This window comes from Variovorax sp. Root434, from assembly GCF_001426595.1.
Classification (GTDB): domain Bacteria; phylum Pseudomonadota; class Gammaproteobacteria; order Burkholderiales; family Burkholderiaceae_C; genus Variovorax.
Genome location: NZ_LMEK01000017.1, coordinates 1 through 17,125, shown reverse-complemented (window position 1 = coordinate 17,125; position 17,125 = coordinate 1). Strand labels below are relative to the sequence as shown.

Here is a 17,125-nt window from a genome sequence, read left to right as displayed (position 1 = left end):
GCTTATTGCGCAATGAAGTGCCGCAGGCCGTGAGCGCGTTCTTACGATAGTCCCTTTCTTGAGGAGCTCCCCCTTGGCTACACAGTCCCCCTTCTTCGGCAAGCGTGATCGTGACACCGATTCGTTGACGTCGCGCCCTGCACCGCTCGTCGGTTCGGGCACCAATCTCTCCGGAACCCCCGTCAATCCCTCGTCGCTGACCGCACAGCAAGGCGGCCTGAACGCGGCCGCCGCACCTGCCGCCAAGGAAGGCGGCAGCAAGCTCACCGTCGGCCCGAACATCAAGCTCAAGGGCGTCGAGATCACCGATTGCGACACGCTCGTGGTCGAAGGCCTCGTCGAGGCCACCATGGACTCGCGCCTGATGCAGATCGCCGAGCAGGGCGAGTTCAAGGGCTCGGCCGAGATCGACATCGCCGAAATCCGCGGCGTGTTCGACGGCAGCCTCACGGTGCGTGAAAAGCTCGTGATCCACTCGACCGGCAAGGTCACCGGCAAGATCCGCTACGGCAAGATCGTGATCGAGGAAGGCGGCCAGCTGTCGGGCGAGATCAGCTTCGGCGCCAAGCCGTCGCTGCACGCGGCGGCTTAAGCCTCCACGGGAGGCTTCCATCCAAGGCGCTCCAGCAAGGCACCGGCCGCGGCCGGTGCCTTTTCCTTGGCGCCGTTGATGAAGTAGACGAAGACGTCGCGCTTCTTCGGCGATTCGGCCCAGCCCTGCGCGCGTGCGGCCCAGATGTCGAGCGCCTTGGGTGCGTAGCCGGTCTTGAGCTCGGCGTCGGCCATCATGAGCCGTGCGTAGGCGACATCGCCCTCGGGCTCCTCGAACGACGGAAACTTGTCGGCGTCCGTGAACACGGTCGAGACCTTGTGCTTCTTCGCGAGTTCCTTGTAGGAGGGCACGATGAAGCTTTCGTGCCGCACGTCCATCACGTGCCGCAGCACGCGGCTGCCCTCCTTCTTCGGCAGCAGCTCCAGAAAAGCCTCGAAGTCTTCCGCATCGAACTGCTTGGTCGGCATGAACTGCCACACGATCGGCCCGAGCTTGTCGCCGAGCTCGCTCACGCCGCTGTCGATGAAGCGCTTGATCGAATCTCCCGCGGTGGCAAGCACCTTGCGATTGGTAGTGAAGCGCGAGGCCTTCATCGAGAACACGAAGCCGGCCGGCGTGTCGTCGTGCCACTTGCGGAAGGTCTCGGGCTTGAAGGTGCTGTAGTAGGTGCCATTGACCTCGATGGCGCTGACCTGTCGGCTTGCGTAGTTCAACTCCTTCGCATGGGCGAGGCCCTTCGGGTAGAAGTTGTCGCGCCACGGCTCATAGGTCCAGCCGCCGATGCCCACCTTGATCCGAGTCGATGCTGCCTTGCTCACATTGCGCTCCGGGTTGAGATCGCCCGCACTCTACGCGGGCTCGCTGCCGGGCGCAAAATGCGTTTTTTCGTCACCCGCGGAGAACCCTTCGATGAACGCCCCCCTGCACCGCGAAATGCCCGCCGGCACGCTCGACGCCGAGCGTGCCCTGTCCGACGTCACCGCCCAGTGGGACGGTGACATCCTCAAGCAGCTCACCGACTACATCGCCATTCCCGCCAAGTCGCCCGGCTTCGACAAGGACTGGTCGGCCAATGGCTACCTCGAGACCGTGCTGCGCAACGCCGCGGCCTGGGTCGAGGCGCAGAAGGTCGAAGGCCTGAAGCTCGAGATCGTGCGCCTCGAAGGCCGCACGCCAGTGCTGTTCTTCGAAGTGGCTGCCACCGGCACCGACATGGGCGAGACCGTGCTGATGTACGGCCACCTCGACAAGCAGCCCGAATTCACCGGCTGGCGCAACGACCTCGGCCCGTGGACGCCCAAGTACGAGAACGGCCTGCTCTACGGCCGCGGCGGCGCCGACGACGGCTATGCGGTGTACGCCAGCATCGCCGCGCTGCAGGCGCTCAAGGCCCAGGGCGCGGCGCATCCGCGCATCGTCGGCCTGATCGAGACCTGTGAGGAAAGCGGCTCCTACGACCTGCTGCCCTACGTCGACGCACTGCGCCCGCGCCTGGGCAACGTCGAGCTCGTGATCTGCCTGGACTCCGGCGCCGGCAACTACGACCAGCTGTGGCTCACCACCTCGCTGCGCGGCATGGCCAGCGGCACGCTCAAGGTCGAGGTGCTGACCGAGGGCATCCACTCGGGCGACGCTTCGGGCCTCGTGCCTTCGAGCTTCCGCATCATGCGGCAGGTGCTCGACCGCCTGGAAGACAGCGCCACCGGCCGCCTGCTGCCCGCGAGCTTCCACTGCGAAGTGCCAGCCGACCGTCTCGCGCAGGCCAAGGCCACCGCGGCGATCCTCGGCGAAGAGGTCTACAAGCGCTTCCCATGGGCGCACTACGACTGCGGCGGCTCGACCATGTTCGCGCTGCCGACCACCACCGACCCGGTGGAAGCGCTGCTCAACCGCACCTGGAAGCCGACGCTGTCGGTGACCGGCGCCGAAGGCTTTCCGGCGCTGAAGGACGCGGGCAACGTGCTGCGCCCCTACACCGCGTTCAAGCTCTCGCTGCGCCTGCCGCCGCTGGTCGATGCGGCCGAAGCGGTGCAGAAGCTCAAGGCGCTGCTCGAGGACAACGCGCCCTACCAGGCCCGCGTGACTTTCGAAAGCGGCGGCGGAGCCACCGGCTGGAACGCGCCGACGATCACGCCGTGGTTCGAGGACGCGCTCAACAAGGCCTCGCAGGCGCACTTCGGCGCCTCATGCGGCTACATCGGCCAGGGCGGCACGATCCCGCTGATGAACATGCTCAGCGCCGGCTTCCCGAAGGCGCAGATGATGGTCTGCGGCGTGCTCGGTCCGAAGAGCAACGCGCACGGCCCGAACGAGTTCCTGCATGTGCCCTACGCCAAGAAGCTCACCGCCGCCGTGGCCGAGGTGATCGCCGCGCTGCCGGCCGCGCACCGCGCCGCTGCATCGGAGCCGGCGGCCGCTTGAGCGAGGCGCTGCCTTTGCCGCAGCGCGTGTCGCTGTCCACACCGGACGGCGAGACGCTCGCCCTGCGCCGGCTGCCGGCGCCCGGTCCGGCGCGCGCCGTGATCGTGGTGGTCCATGGGCTCGGCGAGCACGCGGGCCGCTACCACGCGCTTGCGGAATGCCTGCACGAATGGGACTTCGCCGTGTGGGCGCACGACCACCACGGGCATGGCGAATCGACCGGCGCGCGCGGCGGCCTGCCCGGCGAGCTGCGGCTGGTCGACGACCTCGCCCTCGTGATCGACGATGCGCGCCGCGAGAACCCCGGCCTGCCGCTCGTGCTGCTGGGCCACAGCCTGGGCGGGCTGGTGGCCGCGAGCCTGGTGGCGCGCGGGGTGCGGCCGGTCGATGGGCTGGTGCTTTCTTCGCCGGGGCTCGATCCGGGCCTGGGCGGTTTGCAGAAGGCGCTGCTCGCGGTGCTGCCGCGCATTGCGCCCAACCTGCGCGTGGGCAACGGGCTCGACGACAACTACCTCTCGCACGACCCGGCCGTGGTGCAGGCCTACCGCGACGATCCGCTCACGCACGACCGCATCGGCGGCCGGCTCGCGCGCTTCCTGGCGTACGAAGGCGCGACGGTGCAGCAGCGGGCCGCCAGCTGGCCCGTGCCGACACTGCTGCTCTACGCGGGCGACGACCGCCTCGTGGTGCCCGCCGCCAGCCGCGCCTTTGCCGCGGCCGCTGCGCCCGGCGGCAAGGTCGAGGCCCACTGCTTCGACACGCTGTACCACGAGATCTTCAACGAGCTCGAAGCCGACCCCGTCTTCGAGGCGCTGCAGCGTTGGCTCAACCGGCGCTTTCCGCCGCCGGCCTGACGGCGCGCCTGCGCGCGAGCCAGAGCAGCGCCGCACCCGTCAGCACCACCGGCACCAGCGAACCGAGGTTCAGCAGCCGCCAGCCCTGCGTGGTGACCAGCACGCCGGAGGCGAACGAAGTCACCGCCAGCGTGGCGAACACGCAGAAGTTCAGCGCACCCTGTGCACGGTCGCGCTCATCGGCGGTGTAGGTCGTGAGCGAGAGCGTGGTGCTGCCGGTGAACAGGAAGTTCCAGCCCACGCCCAGCAGGCACAGCGCCACGACGAAGTGGTGCAGCTCCACGCCCGACAGCGCGATCGCGATGCACCCGAGGTTGAGCACCAGCCCCACGCCCATTACCGGCAGCGCGCCGAAGCGGCGGATCAAATGACCGGTGAAGAAGCCCGGCGCGAACATGCCGATCACATGCCATTCGAGCACCAGCGCGGCATCGGAGAACGGCAGGCTGCAGATCTGCATCGCGATGGGCGTGGCGGCCATCAGCAGGTTCATCACGCCATAGCCCAGCGCGCCCGCGACGGCGGCCACGATGAACACCGGCTGCCGCATGATCTCGCCCAATGGCCGGCCCCCGGCGGGCCCCGTGCGCGTGGGCGCGGCGGGGAATTCGATGAAGTGCATCACCGCCATCGACAGCAGCGCCACCGCGGCCAGCGCGATATAGGCGCCCGCGAACGGCACGGCAAAGACCTGGCGCGTGGCCGTCGCGAGGTTGGGCCCCGCGACCGCGCCGATCAGCCCGCCCGCCATCACCACCGACACCGCCTTCTCGCGCCACGCTGGCGCCGCGAGCTCGGCTGCGGCAAAACGGTAGAGCCCCGCATTGGCGTTGTAGTAGCCCGCGACCACCGTGGCGAAGCACAGCAGCCAGAAATTCTTCGTGGCAGCCGCGTAGCAGCACAGCAAGGCCGACACCAGCGCCACCGCCAACCCGGTCTGGAACGAGCCGCGTCGGCCGAGGCGCTGCTGCGTGCGGGCCACCAGCCCGGTGCTGAGCGCGCCGCCGATCACGTAGCTCATCACCGGCAGCGTCGCCATCCAGCCGCGCGGCGCGATGCTCAGGCCCACCAGCCCGTTGATGGCGATGAAGGTGACGTTGTTGGTCAGGAGCAGGCCCTGGCAGATGGCGAGCAGCCAGAGGTTGCGGTTCATGGTGTGTCCCGTATCGCGCGCTGCAGGTCGCGTTCGATTTCACTGAAAACGACAGGCGGCAGGTCGCCCAGCGTGCCTTCGGTGCCGTCGAGGGCCACCGCACGCACAGTCTGCAGTTCCTTGCCGTCGGGGCTGTCCTGCACGAACCAGCCTTCTTCGATTTGCAGGCAGATGCGGCGTCCGCCGGGCACGGCCTTGTTGAAGCTGTCGACCATGCCGCCCTCGCCCACCTCGCGCTGCCAGCCGCGCGTTTCGAGGCCCATGAGGGCGGCGTTCGACACGGCGCGGCCGGCCCAGTGCGGCAGCTCGCGGCGCGGGCGCAGCGCTTCGTCGAGCACGAAGACCGGGCGCATCAGCTGTTCGAAGGGTTGCATGATTTCGTAGTCGGCCAGCACGGCGGCCCAGGCCGCTGCCAGCGACGGATCGAGGGCCGCGACTTCGAGCGGATGCGGCAGGCCGATGCGCGCGGTCTCGGGCAGCTTGACGGCGTCGTCCTGCAGGTCGGTCAGCTCGCCTTCGGCGCTGATGCGGAAGGTGCCTTCGAGTTTCCTGCCCGATGCGTCGAACAGGCCCCAGACCAGCGGCCGGCTGAAGACCCGCAGCACCGGATGGTTGGCAAAGAAGGGAATGAATTCGTCGGGGCCCCAGCGGCGCTGCGCGCACATCGCGGCCTCCAGGCGCTTGACCTGCGTGGTGGCCACGGTCTTCGCGAGCTTGCGCAGCTCCTTTAGCTGCGTGGTTGCAGCGGCGGCCTTGCCGGCGTCGTCGTTGGCGCCCGGCTTGGGCAGCGTCTTGAGTGCCTTGCCCCTGGCGTCGTGCACGACGGGCTGGAAGTTGTCGTCCATGCGCACTTCGAAGCTGCGCGGGCCGAAGTCGAGCGTCAGCCGGGCGCGTGTGTCGAGGCCGAGGTCGGGCACGGTGCGGTCGGCCAGCTGGTCGAGGCTGAGGCCGCGCTGCTCAGCCACTTCGCCGAGCATGCGGTCGGCGCGCGTGCGCAGATCGTCGTGGCGGGTCTGGCGCGCGAGTTCGGCCAGGTGCATCAGCGCGGCATCGCTGCCGATCTCGCCGAGCATCGCCATCGCGTCGTAGGCGCGCACGCGGTCGAGCGCGACGCGCCACTGGCGCAGCAGGCCGTAGAGCTGGCGCGCGGTCTCACCGTCGCCGAGGCGGCCCTGCAGCGTGAACATCCAGCGCTCCTTGGCCGGGCGGCCGTTGCCGATCCACCAGGCCAGCAGCGCGCGGCCGAAGCGCGCGAGGGAATCGGGCGTGAGTGCATCCAGCAGCCCGGCCAGCCCAGGATAGGGGGTGTCGGGCTTGCCGAGCATCATCGCCATCAGCACGTCGGGCACCACCGCCTGCGGTAGCGCGTGGCCGCCTGCCTTGAGGATCAGGCGGGGCAGCGTTGCCAGCGGCAAGGCCTTCGGCACCATGGGCAGGTTGTCGGGCAGGAGTTCTTCGGGCGCGATGGCCAGCAGCTGCGCCACCGCATTGGCGGCTTCGGCGCCGTACGCGTGGGCCTGGTTGCGCACCGCTTCGGCGTGGCCGGCGCCGTGCAGCCAGCGCAGCGCGGCCTGCGCTGCCTCGCGCGCGGGGCCGGGTTCGCCCAGCGCGACGGGAACGAGGCCGCGCGCGGCCGTGTCGGGATAGCGCGCGAGCCACTCGCCGGCTTCGCGCCGGACCCAGCGGTTGGTGTGAAAGCCCCTGGCGATCCAGCCGGCGAGCGGATCCCATTCGATGACCGAGGCCAGCTCGAACATCGCGCGAGAGCCCTGCTTGAGAAAGCGCGGCAGCCCCGGCAGCGCGGCAGCGCCGAACGCATGGAGGATGGGCCGCACGCGCGAGACATCGCCCGAGTAGAGGATGGGGGGTGGCCCGTGCATGAATACCGCGACAGCCAGCGGCAGGGGCAGGTGCCAGATGCATTCGGCGACGCCCCAGTGGTTGCCCGGCAGCGTGCCGAAGTCTTCCGGGCCGATCTCGCGGCCGTTCGCCGCGACGGCCTCGATGAGCTCGGGGCGCAGGCCCAGCATCCACAGGGCCTTGTGAACCGTGCCGCCCTCACGCACCTCTGCAGGTGCGTCGGGTTGGTTGCGCGCGAACTCCTTCATCCACCGGTCGGCGCTTTCGCGCGAGACCCGGAGTTCGCGGGCCAGCCAGTCTGACGATTCGCCTGTGGCCTGCAGGTACTGCGGTGGCGGCAGATCGCTCCAGTGCAGCAGCGCCGTCGGCGGCAGGGGCTGCAAGGCCAGCGTCGGGATGACGGGCAGCGCCTGCCGGTTCTTCCACGGCGGGCGCCGCAGCAGCGCGGGCCAGGCATCGGCAGCGGCATCGGTCACCCCGCCGGAGCTGTCTTCCTGCAGGCGCGCGAGCGTCTTGCGCTGGGCGTCGTCGCAGGAGGCTTCCAGCGGTTTCTGCCAGTCGGGGTTCGCGGCCAGCAGCTCCAGGACCAGCGCGGCGCCGGCCTGGTGCCGCGCCGGGTTCGCCGACAGCAACTCGCGCAGCACGAACAACGGCCAGCGGGCCGCCTGCTTGACGAGGGCGTTCTTGCAGTCGATTTGCTTGACCTGGGCCACGAAGAAGCCGACGACCGCCGGATCGTGGATGGCCAGCAGGTCGGTCACGGCTTCCTTGTGCGGGGACGGCTCGAAGAACAGTTCCGCCGCCGCGGCGCCGTGCATGTCGAGCATGCGCAGCCGCGCGGCGCGCGGGGGGTAGAAGCGGGAGCGGTGGCGGCGAAAGAAGTCGAGGCTGTCGCAGAGGCTGCGTTCATCGCAGAGCAGGCCGCCGCAGTGGCCGCAGGGCCGGTCGTTGAACTGCGCGAGCGCCTCGCGCATGCCCTTGGACCACCGCACGGTGCCATCGGGCTGCGCGTCCAGACCTTCTTCCTTCGACTTGCGACTGCCCGCCATGCCATTTCCCTCGATTGATGCCAGCGGGATTGTCGGCCAACACGCGCGGCCAAAAAAAAGCGCCCTCGCGGGCGCATGAATTCAGGAGAAGACAGTCCTTCGGTCAGGACTGCCTGCCTTGCAGCAGGCCGCTGAGCGAACCCAGCAGGTCGTCGTGGTTGCCCAGACCCTGGTCCGGGACCTTGCCGTGCGGCGTGAGCTGGTCGATCAGCGCTGGCAGCATGGTGGCCAGCATCGGCAGCAGCGTTTGCGCATTGATGCCGAGCTTGGACGCGATGGCGGCAATGGTGTCGCTGCCCAGCGCGTTTTGCAGCTGATCGCCCGAAACCGGCTGGTTTTCTCCCTTGCCGATCCACGAGCCGATGACGTCACCCATGCCCGCCTGCTCGAACTTCGAGACCAGACCGCCCAGGCCGCCCTGCCCGCCGTTGTTGGCGAGCAGGCCGCCCAGCGCACCGGCCAGGCCTCCCAGATCGCCCAGTCCACCGCTTTGCGGTTGCTGCTGTTGGGCAGCGCCCCCGAGCACCTGACCGAGTACTGAATCGAGCAATCCCATGGCTTTTCCTTTTGGTGTGTGACAGACCGACAGCATTGTTAGGCGCGGCGGACCATAAGCTGAAAGTGGAACATCACTTTCAAACTGGCAACGTGACAAATTACTTGGTACGGGCCGTCCGTTTGGGGAGCAATGCGGGACTGACCCCTTGCACTCCCACCAGGCCCAGCACGGTGAGCAGCGAATTCTGCGCGCCTTTCCATGCGTCTGTCACGTCAATGGACTCGCTCAGTGAATGGAATCCCGAGGCCTTGCCGCCGCCGCCGACGATGATGGCCGGAACGCCCAGCGAGATCGGCACGTTGGCGTCGGTGCTGCCGCCGCGCAGCAGTGTCTTGTGGCCGAAGGCGCTGTTCGAGCGGACGGCGGCCTCCACGATCACCGAGTCGGGCGGCGTGCGGCCGCCGGGGCGGTTGCCGATGAGCTTGGTGCTCACGCTCAGCGTGTTGACGTTCCAGCGCTTGTTTTCCTCGACCACGGCCTCGTCGATGGCCGCGAGGATCTTCTTTTCGGTCTCCAGCAGCGAGGCCATGTCGTCCGAGCGGATGTCGATGGCCATGCGCGCGTCGGGCGCGATGGTGTTGACCGAGGTCCCGCCGCCCACGGTGCCGACGGTGAAGGTCGTCTTCGGGAAGCTCGGCGTGTGCACGTCGGCGATCTTCGCGATGGCGCGGCCCATGCCGTGGATGGCGCTGGGCACCTGGCCGAACGCGCCGAAGCTGTGGCCGCCCGGACCCTGGAACGTGACCTCGTAGCGGTGGCTCGCGGTGCCGAGCACCAGCACCGCGCCCGGCGGCGACGGCTCCAACCCCACCATGCCGTCGATGTCGAGGTGGTCGTTGAAGACGGCCTTCATGCCACGCAGGTTGCCGAGCTCTTCCTCGCCGACGTTGCCGACGAACAGCAGGTCGCCCACCGTCTGCACCTTGTTGTCGTTCAGCACCTTGAGCCACGACAGCAGCACGGCGAGCCCGCGCGTGTCGTCCGCAATGCCCGGCGCGTGGAGCCGGCCGTCGCGCTCCTTGACCTTCACGTCGGTGCCGGCGGGAAACACGGTGTCGAGGTGCGCCGAGATCAGCAGCTTCGGCCCGTTGCCCGTGCCCTTGCGCAGGCCGATCACGTTGCCTTCGGCGTCGATCTTCGCGTGCGTCAGGCCGAAGGCCTTCATGCGCGCGAGAAAGGCTTCGGCGCGCTTCTGTTCCTTGAAGGGCGGTGCCTCGATCTCGGTGAGCATCCTCAGGTCTTCGACCGAGCGCTCGTGGTCGGCCCTGACCGCGTCGAGCAGCTTCTGGATGGCCGGCGCTGCCATCAGTTGGGCATAGGCCTTGTCGACATCGGGGCTGACCTGCGTGGGTGTTGGGGCGACAGCCGGGCTCTGGGCGAGCGCACCCTGTGCAGTGCACACCAGCGCGGCAAGGACGAGAGGGGCGAGGCGCAGTGGACCTGGCGAGCGGGACATCGAAAGTCCTTCTTTTGTCTCAGTAGAGTAACGATTGTTTCTCAGGCTTTCCGCGCGCGCGTTGCGGAAAACACCACCTTGCGCGGCCTGCCTAGAGCCCGGCGAGGCACACCAGCGCGGCCAGCGCCGCGGTTTCGGCGCGCAGCACGCGCGTGCCGAGGGTGACGGGGGCGAAGCCGCGGGCGATGGCCTGCTGTTCTTCCGAGCTGCTCAGGCCGCCTTCGGGGCCGCTCAGCACGACCGCGCCGTGGCCATCGGGGATCTGCACCGCAGGAAGGGCACGCGTGCCCTCCGCGAGGCTCAGCACGAGGCGCACGGCGGTCGATCCCGTGTCGTGCTGCGCATCGAGCCAGCCCGAAAAGGACTGCACCGGAAGGATCACCGGCACGCGGTTGCGCCCGCACTGCTCGCAGGCCGCGACCGCGATCGCCTCCCAGTGGGCCCGCTTCTTCTCGGCGCGTTCGCCCGACAGGCGCAGCACGCCGTGGGCCGTGGCCAGCGGCTGGATGCTCGCCACGCCGAGCTCGGTGGCTTTCTCCACCAGCCAGTCCATGCGTTCGTTCGCCGGCATGCCGACCGCGAGATGCACGGCGCGCGGGGCTTCACGCTCCACCGGCTGGTGCGCGCCGACCGTCACCGCGACCTCGCTGCGGCCCATGCGCTCGACCGTCGCCGCGTATTCGCCGCCTGCGCCGTCGAACAGCGTGAGCGCATCGCCGGGCTGCATCCGCAGCACCTGCACATGGCGCGCGGCGCCGGCCGGCAGCGCCAGGCTGGCACCGGCAGTCAGCGGCACGGAACAGTGAAAACGCGGCATGCTGTGAAATCGATGGCGGTGGGCAGCCGTTTTCCTTCAGACGCGGCCGTAGGCGAAGCCGGTGAGGGCCGAGGTGCCCTCGACTTCGTCGATCACGCGCAGCAGCGGCGTCAGCTCCATGTAGCGGCTGGCGGTGGCGCGGATGTAGGCGATGAAGCGCGGCGTGTCGGCCAGGTACTTGGGCTTGCCGTCGCGCAGCGTGAGGCGCGCGAAGATGCCGGCCACCTTCAGGTGGCGCTGCAGCCCCATCCACTCGACCGCGCGGTAGAAGGCGCCGAAGTCCTCATCGACCGGCAGGCCGGCCTTGCGCGCCGCCGTCCAGTAGCGGATGGTGACGTCGAGCACGAACTCCTCGTCCCAGCTCAGGAAGGCGTCGCGCATCAGGCTGGCGACGTCGTAGGTGATGGGGCCGTAGACCGCATCCTGGAAGTCGAGCACACCGAGCGCGGGACCGTTGCCGGCCATGAGGTTGCGCGGCATGAAGTCGCGGTGCACGTAGACGCTGGGCGATGCGAGGTTGCTCTCGACGATCAGCTTGAAGCTGCGCTCCAGCCGCTCCTTCAGCTTGCCCTCGACCGCGATGCCGCGGTGGCGGCCGATGTACCACTCGGGGAACAGCGCCAGTTCGCGCTCCAGCAGCGCCCGGTCGTAGGGTGGCAGCACGCCGGGTTGGGAGGCCAGCTGCCAGCGGATCAATGCGTCGATGGCCTGGTCGTAGAGCGGGCGGCTCGCATCGGGCCGGGCCGGATCGATCACGTCCAGCATGGTCTGGCGGCCCAGGTCGTCGAGCAGCAGGAAGCCGTGGGGTTGGTCCCATTCGAGCACCGTGGGGGCGAGCACGCCGGCGCCGGCCATCAGCTGCGCCACCTGGACGAAGGGGGCGCTCTTTTCCTTATCCGGCGGGGCGTCCATCACGATGCGCGTGGGCGCGGCCGGGTCGGTGGTGTCGAGGCGGAAATAGCGGCGGAAGCTCGCGTCGGCCGAGGCGAGCCGCACCGTGTCGGGCAGCAGTCGGTGGGCAGGCGCGACAGCGGCCACCCAGGCCCGGAACGCTTCGGCCCGCTGCGGATCGGTCCAGGGGATGGTCTCGGCGGGGCTTGGGGCCAATGAGGCCGGGGGCGGGGGTGCTGTCATGGATAATCGATTCTACAAATCCGCCTGGCGCGGCAATCCCCCTTGGCCGGCTTCCGGCCGATGCGGGTTGCTGCCGGCCCCTGCAACCCGCCGGCCTGCCGCGCCGTCTCCCGACGATCCTTCGTTCCGAACCGATGCCTACGACCCAAAGCCCCCACGCTTGGCACCTTGTGCGCTCGCTGCCGTTCTCCTTCGGGGAGTCGGCGGCTTCCCTCGGAACAGCGGGGCGGGTGGCTTGATGCGCCGGCGTGTCGCCCTGCGGCGCTCCACCCCGCCGCTGCCGCTGGCCGTTCTGTCGCTGGCCCTGATGCACGCGCATGGCGCGTCCGCGCAGCAGGCCGGCAACCTCGACGGGCCGCTCACGCTGAAGCGCACGCCGCTGCTGACCGAAACCCTGACGCCCGCGGACCGCAGCCAGATGCCCAGCATCATCACCGGCGACCGCATCTCCGGCCGGCCCGACCTCGAGACCGTGGTCGAAGGCAACGCCACGCTGCGGCGCGGCGCGGTGTCCATCACTGCCGACCGGCTCGAGTACTACCAGCCGGACGACCGCGCCAAGGCCACCGGCAACGTGCGGGTCAACCAGGCCGGCAACGTGTACGAAGGCCCCGAGCTGCAGCTCAAGCTCGAGACCTTCGAGGGCTTCTTCAACAACGTGCGCTACCAGTTCCTCGCGAACGAAGCGCACGGCGAGGCCAAGCGCATCGACTTCGTCGACGCCAACGTGTCGGTGGCCCGCGAAGCCACCTACACCACCTGCCGCCGCGAGGACTTCCCGGGCTGGATGCCGGCCTGGCTGCTCACCGCGACCACGATGACCACGGACACCGAGGAAAACGAGGGCGTGGCCAAGAATGCGCGGCTGAGCTTCATGGGCATCACCACGCCGCCGATTCCGAGCGTGAGCTTCCCGCTGTCGAACGAGCGCAAGAGCGGCCTGCTGCCGCCCACCATCGGCATCGACAACATCAACGGCATCGAGATCGCGCAGCCGTACTACTGGAACATCGCGCCCAACCGCGACGCCACGTTCACGCCGACGATCATGAGCAAGCGCGGCGTCGATTTCAGCAACGAGTTCCGCTACCTCGAGAAGGGCTACAGCGGAACGATGCGCCTCGACCTGATGGGCAGCGACCGGCTCGTGGGCCAGCGCTACAACGAACTGCGCGCCAGCCAGCTCCAGCAGCTGGCCAATGGGCAGATCCAGGCCAAGGACCTGACTCCGGCGCCCAGCAGCACCAAGCGCTGGGGGCTGTGGGGCACGCATCACCAGGACTTCGATGCCAAGGCGCTGGGCCTGGATTCGTTGACCGCCAACATCACCATCAACCGGGTGAGCGACAACGACTACTGGCGCGACTTCACGCGCACGCCGTCGCTCACGCAGCGCCAATTGCCCAACGACGCATCGCTCAGCTGGAGCAAGGGCGACTGGAGCGGCATGGTCCGCACGCTGAAGTACCAGAACCTGCAGTACAACCTGTCGCCGATCGTGCCCGCGTACGACCGGCTGCCGCAGATCACGGCCAACTACAACAAGTACGACTGGCACGGCTTCGACGTGGCGCTCAACCTGGACTACACGCGCTTCCGCGTGAACACGATCCTGGCGGGGCAGCCCGGCTACGACGCCACCCAGCAGTCGCAGCCCGACGGCGACCGCGCCTCGGCCGTCGCCTCGATCAGCCGGCCGTTCATCACGCCGAGTTCGTTCGTCATTCCCAAGCTGATGCTGAACGCGGCCTCGTACAACTACTACCTGCCGCAGTCGGACATTCCGAAGCTGACGCTAAATGGAGTCCAGTACGTCAATGGCGTGCCCTACAACGCCAACTCGCTGTACTTCTTCCCGACCTCCAGCAACCGGACGGTGCCGACCTTCAGCCTCGACAGCGGCCTGATCTTCGAGCGCGACGCCAGCTACTTCGGCCGCGCCTTCCGCCAGACGCTGGAGCCGCGTGCGTACTACGTCTACACGCCGTACCGCAACCAGAGCATGCTGCCGAACTACGACTCGGCGGCCAACGACTTCAGCTTCGCGACCATCTACACCGAGAACGCGTTCTCGGGCGGCGACCGCATCTCGGACACCAACGCCCTCACGCTGGGCGTGACCTCGCGCCTGATCGATCCGGCAACCGGCGTCGAGGCCGCGCGCTTCGGCATCGCGCAGCGGCTGCGCTTCAGCGACCAGAAGGTCACGCTGCCCGGCGGCACGCCGGTGACCGACCGCAAGAGCGACCTGCTCGTGGGCGCCCAGATCAACTGGACGCCCAAGTGGAGCCTGGACACCGTCGTGCAGTACAACCCCGACACGCGCAAGTCGGAGCGATCCGCCATCAGCGCGCGCTACAACCCCGAGCCGTACCACAACCTGAGCGCGGCCTTCCGCTACCAGGCGCCCACCACCCCGACCGCGACCGACGGCAACAAGTCGATCGACGTGGGCTGGCAATGGCCGATCAACGACCTCTGGGGCGACAAGGGCAAGAACCTCGGCCCCGGCAAGGGCCAGGGCGGCGGCCGCTGGTATGCGGTCGGCCGGCTCAACTACAGCCTGCAGGACAAGAAACTCACGGACGGCGTGCTCGGTTTCGAGTACGACGGCTGCTGCTGGATCGGGCGCGTGGTGCTGCAGCGCATCACCACGGGCCAGGTGACGGCGAACACCCGCATCATGTTCCAGCTCGAATTCGTCGGCTTCTCGAGCATCGGCTCCAGCCCTATGCAGGCCCTGCGGCAGAACATCCAGCGCTACGAACCCTTGCGCCAACCGGGCGAGGCGCCGAGCCGCTTCACCAATTACGACTGAGACGACTGACTGAGCGACGCCATGAAATACATCCGTTCCATCATCACCCTGGGCTGCCTCGCGGCAATCGCTGCAAGCTCGGGCGCGCAGGGCTACCGCGCCGGCAGCGGCATCACGGACATCATGCGCGCCGGGCCGCGCCTGGGCCCGCCCGCAGCGCGTGCGCCGGCGGCTGCGCCCGCCGCGGCGCCCGTGCAGCGCTCGGCCGAATACATCGTTGCGCTGGTCAACTCGGAGCCGATCACCAACACCGACGTGCAGACGCGCGTGTCGCGACTGGTCAAGGAGAACCCCGACGCCGAACGCGTCCCCCGCAGCGAGCTCACGCGGCTCGTGCTCGAGCGGCTGATCACGGAACGTGCGCAGCTTCAGCTCGCGAAGGAAGCCGGACTCAAGGTCGACGAAGTGGCCATCGACCAGGCCGAGCAGACCGTGGCGCGCCAGAACGAGATCAGCCTCGTCGAGCTGCGCCGTCGCGTGGCCGCCGAAGGCATCGCGCTGCAGGATTTCCGCAACGACCTGCGCGACCAGCTGCTGCTCACGCGCCTGCGCGATCGCGAGGTCGAATCGAAGGTCAAGATCAGCGACGCCGAGGCTGACGAATACCTGCGCGACCAGCGCAACCTCGCCGTCAAGAATGCGGCGCTGGAAAATCTCAACCTCGCGCAGGTGCTGGTGGCCGTTCCCGAGAACGCCACCGACGCGCAGGTGGCCGCCGCGCAGAAGAAGGCACAGGACCTCGCCCAGCGCGCCCGCTTCGGCGAAGACTTCGCCAAGCTGGTGCGCGAGAACTCCGATTCGCCCGACCGCGCCAATGGCGGCGCCATCGGCATGCGCAGTGCCGATCGCTATCCCTCGCTGTTCGTCGAAGCCACGCAATCGACGGCGGTGAACGGCATCGCCGGGCCGGTGCGCTCCAGCGCCGGCTTCCACGTGCTCAAGGTGCTGGCCAAGGCCCAGATCGGCTCTGGCGACGCGACGGTCACGCAGACGCAGGTGCGCCACATCCTGCTGCTCAACGATCCCAAGCGCACCACGGCGCAGGCGGTGGCGCAGCTGGCCGAATTCAAGCGCCGTGTGCAGGCCGGCACCGCCGACTTCGCCGGCCTGGCCCGCGACAACTCGCAGGACGCCAGCGCCAAGACAGGCGGCGACCTCGGCTGGTCGCGCCCGGGCCAGTTCGTGCCCGAATTCGAGGAGGCCATGGACCGGCTCGCGCCGGGCCAGATCAGCGACCCCGTGGTGTCGCGCTTCGGCGTGCACCTGATCCAGGTGGTCGGCCGCCGCGACGCCAAGCTCAGCCAGTCGGAGCAGCGCGAAGCCGCGCGCGCCGCGCTGCGCGAACAACGCGTGGACGAAGCCTTCACCACCTGGGTGCAGGAAGTGCGTGCGCGCGCCTACGTCGAATACCGCGACCCGCCCCAGTCTTGATGTGGCACACCCCCAGGCTGCGCGCACTTCGTGTCGCTTCGCCCACCCCCTTGCAGGGGGCAACGCCAGCGGCCCGGCAAAGCCGGTTCCGCGGCGTTCCTGGCGTAACTTCCCTTTTTCCTCGTTGACGGTGGCTTGACGGCATGGCTCAGCACATCGCGAGGAAGCGATTCGGGCAGCATTTCCTGTCCGACGGGGGGATCATCGATGCGATCGTGAGCGAGATCGCACCGCAGCCCGGCGATCCGATGGTCGAGATCGGCCCGGGGCTTGCGGCGCTGACGCAGCCGCTGGTCGAGCGGCTCGGCCGCCTGACGGTCATCGAGCTCGACCGTGACCTGGCCAAGCGGCTGCGCGAGCATTCGCAGCTCGACGTCATCGAATCCGACGTGTTGAAGGTGGATTTCGCCGAACTCGCGGCCAAGGCGTCGAAACCCCTGCGCGTGGTGGGCAACCTGCCTTACAACATCTCCACGCCCATCCTGTTCCACCTGCTGGGCTATGCCCACCTGGTCGCCGACCAGCACTTCATGCTGCAAAAGGAAGTGATCGACCGCATGGTGGCGAAACCCGCCACCTCGGACTACAGCCGCCTGAGCGTGATGCTGCAGTGGCGCTATGAGATGGAAAACGTGCTGTTCGTGCCGCCCGAGAGCTTCGACCCGCCGCCGCGCGTGGACAGCGCCGTGGTGCGCATGGTGCCGCTGGCCGAACCGCCGGCCGTGGATGCGGCGCGGCTCGGCGAGATCGTGCAGGTGGCTTTCAGCCAGCGCCGCAAGATCCTGCGGCACACGCTGGGCAAGTGGCTTGAGGAACATGGCTTCGATGGGGCGTTCGACCCCCAGCGCCGTGCCGAAGAAGTGCCGGTAGCCGAATACGTGGCATTGGCCCAAGCCGTCCCCCATTGAAAAAGCCCCGCAGAACAGTCTGTGTAAATAGTCGGCGTTGAGTCTGCCTTGAATGCCCTTCAGACGTTGGTCTGGAGGGCATTTTTCATTGGAGAGCGATCAATGGGACATC

Annotated in this window: 13 protein-coding genes; 6 read left to right on the top strand and 7 right to left on the bottom strand. The window is 68.5% G+C overall.

Going from position 1 to position 17,125, the window contains the following annotated elements:
- The first annotated feature begins 73 nt into the window (after positions 1-73).
- The gene (locus tag ASD05_RS17340) at positions 74-592 is read left to right on the top strand and encodes a bactofilin family protein (protein WP_007834862.1); all 519 of its coding nucleotides are present in this window, start codon (positions 74-76) and stop codon (positions 590-592) included.
- On the opposite strand, the gene ASD05_RS17335 is transcribed toward ASD05_RS17340, so the two are convergent.
- Positions 589-1,371 carry a DUF72 domain-containing protein gene (locus ASD05_RS17335; RefSeq protein WP_056595003.1) on the bottom strand — a complete coding sequence of 261 codons (783 nt, stop codon included), beginning with the start codon at positions 1,369-1,371 and terminating at the stop codon, positions 589-591. The two genes, ASD05_RS17340 and ASD05_RS17335, sit on opposite strands and share 4 nt — an antisense overlap.
- A gap of 91 nt (positions 1,372-1,462) precedes the next feature.
- On the opposite strand from ASD05_RS17335, the gene ASD05_RS17330 reads away from it, so the two are divergent.
- The gene (locus tag ASD05_RS17330) at positions 1,463-2,974 is read left to right on the top strand and encodes a M20 family metallopeptidase (protein ID WP_056595001.1); all 1,512 of its coding nucleotides are present in this window, start codon (positions 1,463-1,465) and stop codon (positions 2,972-2,974) included.
- Entirely contained in the window at positions 2,971-3,828 is an 858-nt protein-coding gene (locus ASD05_RS17325) for an alpha/beta hydrolase (RefSeq protein WP_056594999.1), read from the top strand. Before ASD05_RS17330 ends, ASD05_RS17325 begins: the two co-directional genes overlap by 4 nt.
- Here ASD05_RS17325 and ASD05_RS17320 read toward each other — a convergent pair.
- The 6 genes from ASD05_RS17320 to ASD05_RS17295 form a co-directional block, all read right to left on the bottom strand.
- Positions 3,800-4,981 (bottom strand): MFS transporter, encoded by a 1,182-nt coding sequence (locus ASD05_RS17320; RefSeq protein ID WP_056594997.1) that lies wholly within the window; start codon positions 4,979-4,981, stop codon positions 3,800-3,802. The two genes, ASD05_RS17325 and ASD05_RS17320, sit on opposite strands and share 29 nt — an antisense overlap.
- A complete protein-coding gene (locus ASD05_RS17315) occupies positions 4,978-7,890 on the bottom strand; it encodes a DUF4132 domain-containing protein (protein WP_056594995.1) in 2,913 nt (970 codons plus the stop codon). The genes ASD05_RS17320 and ASD05_RS17315 overlap by 4 nt, the downstream gene beginning before the upstream one ends.
- A gap of 103 nt (positions 7,891-7,993) precedes the next feature.
- A complete protein-coding gene (locus tag ASD05_RS17310; protein WP_007834874.1) occupies positions 7,994-8,446 on the bottom strand; it encodes a YidB family protein in 453 nt (150 codons plus the stop codon).
- 100 nt (positions 8,447-8,546) lie between these two features.
- A complete protein-coding gene (locus ASD05_RS17305) occupies positions 8,547-9,905 on the bottom strand; it encodes a M20/M25/M40 family metallo-hydrolase (protein WP_056594994.1) in 1,359 nt (452 codons plus the stop codon).
- A gap of 91 nt (positions 9,906-9,996) precedes the next feature.
- Complete coding sequence (locus tag ASD05_RS17300; protein ID WP_056594992.1) at positions 9,997-10,722, bottom strand: 16S rRNA (uracil(1498)-N(3))-methyltransferase; 726 nt, start codon at positions 10,720-10,722, stop codon at positions 9,997-9,999.
- 36 nt (positions 10,723-10,758) lie between these two features.
- Positions 10,759-11,856: an aminoglycoside phosphotransferase family protein gene (locus ASD05_RS17295; protein ID WP_056594989.1), complete on the bottom strand. Its 1,098-nt coding sequence runs from the start codon at positions 11,854-11,856 to the stop codon at positions 10,759-10,761.
- A 238-nt stretch (positions 11,857-12,094) separates the two neighbouring features.
- On the opposite strand from ASD05_RS17295, the gene ASD05_RS17290 reads away from it, so the two are divergent.
- From ASD05_RS17290 to rsmA, 3 genes are all read left to right on the top strand, one after another.
- On the top strand, positions 12,095-14,674 hold the full coding sequence (locus ASD05_RS17290; protein WP_056594988.1) for an LPS-assembly protein LptD: 2,580 nt from the start codon (positions 12,095-12,097) through the stop codon (positions 14,672-14,674).
- A 21-nt stretch (positions 14,675-14,695) separates the two neighbouring features.
- Entirely contained in the window at positions 14,696-16,105 is a 1,410-nt protein-coding gene (locus tag ASD05_RS17285; RefSeq protein WP_056594986.1) for a peptidylprolyl isomerase, read from the top strand.
- A 143-nt stretch (positions 16,106-16,248) separates the two neighbouring features.
- Positions 16,249-17,013, top strand: a complete 765-nt coding sequence (gene rsmA, locus ASD05_RS17280; protein WP_056594984.1) for a 16S rRNA (adenine(1518)-N(6)/adenine(1519)-N(6))-dimethyltransferase RsmA — start codon at positions 16,249-16,251, stop codon at positions 17,011-17,013.
- The last annotated feature ends 112 nt before the right edge of the window (positions 17,014-17,125 follow it).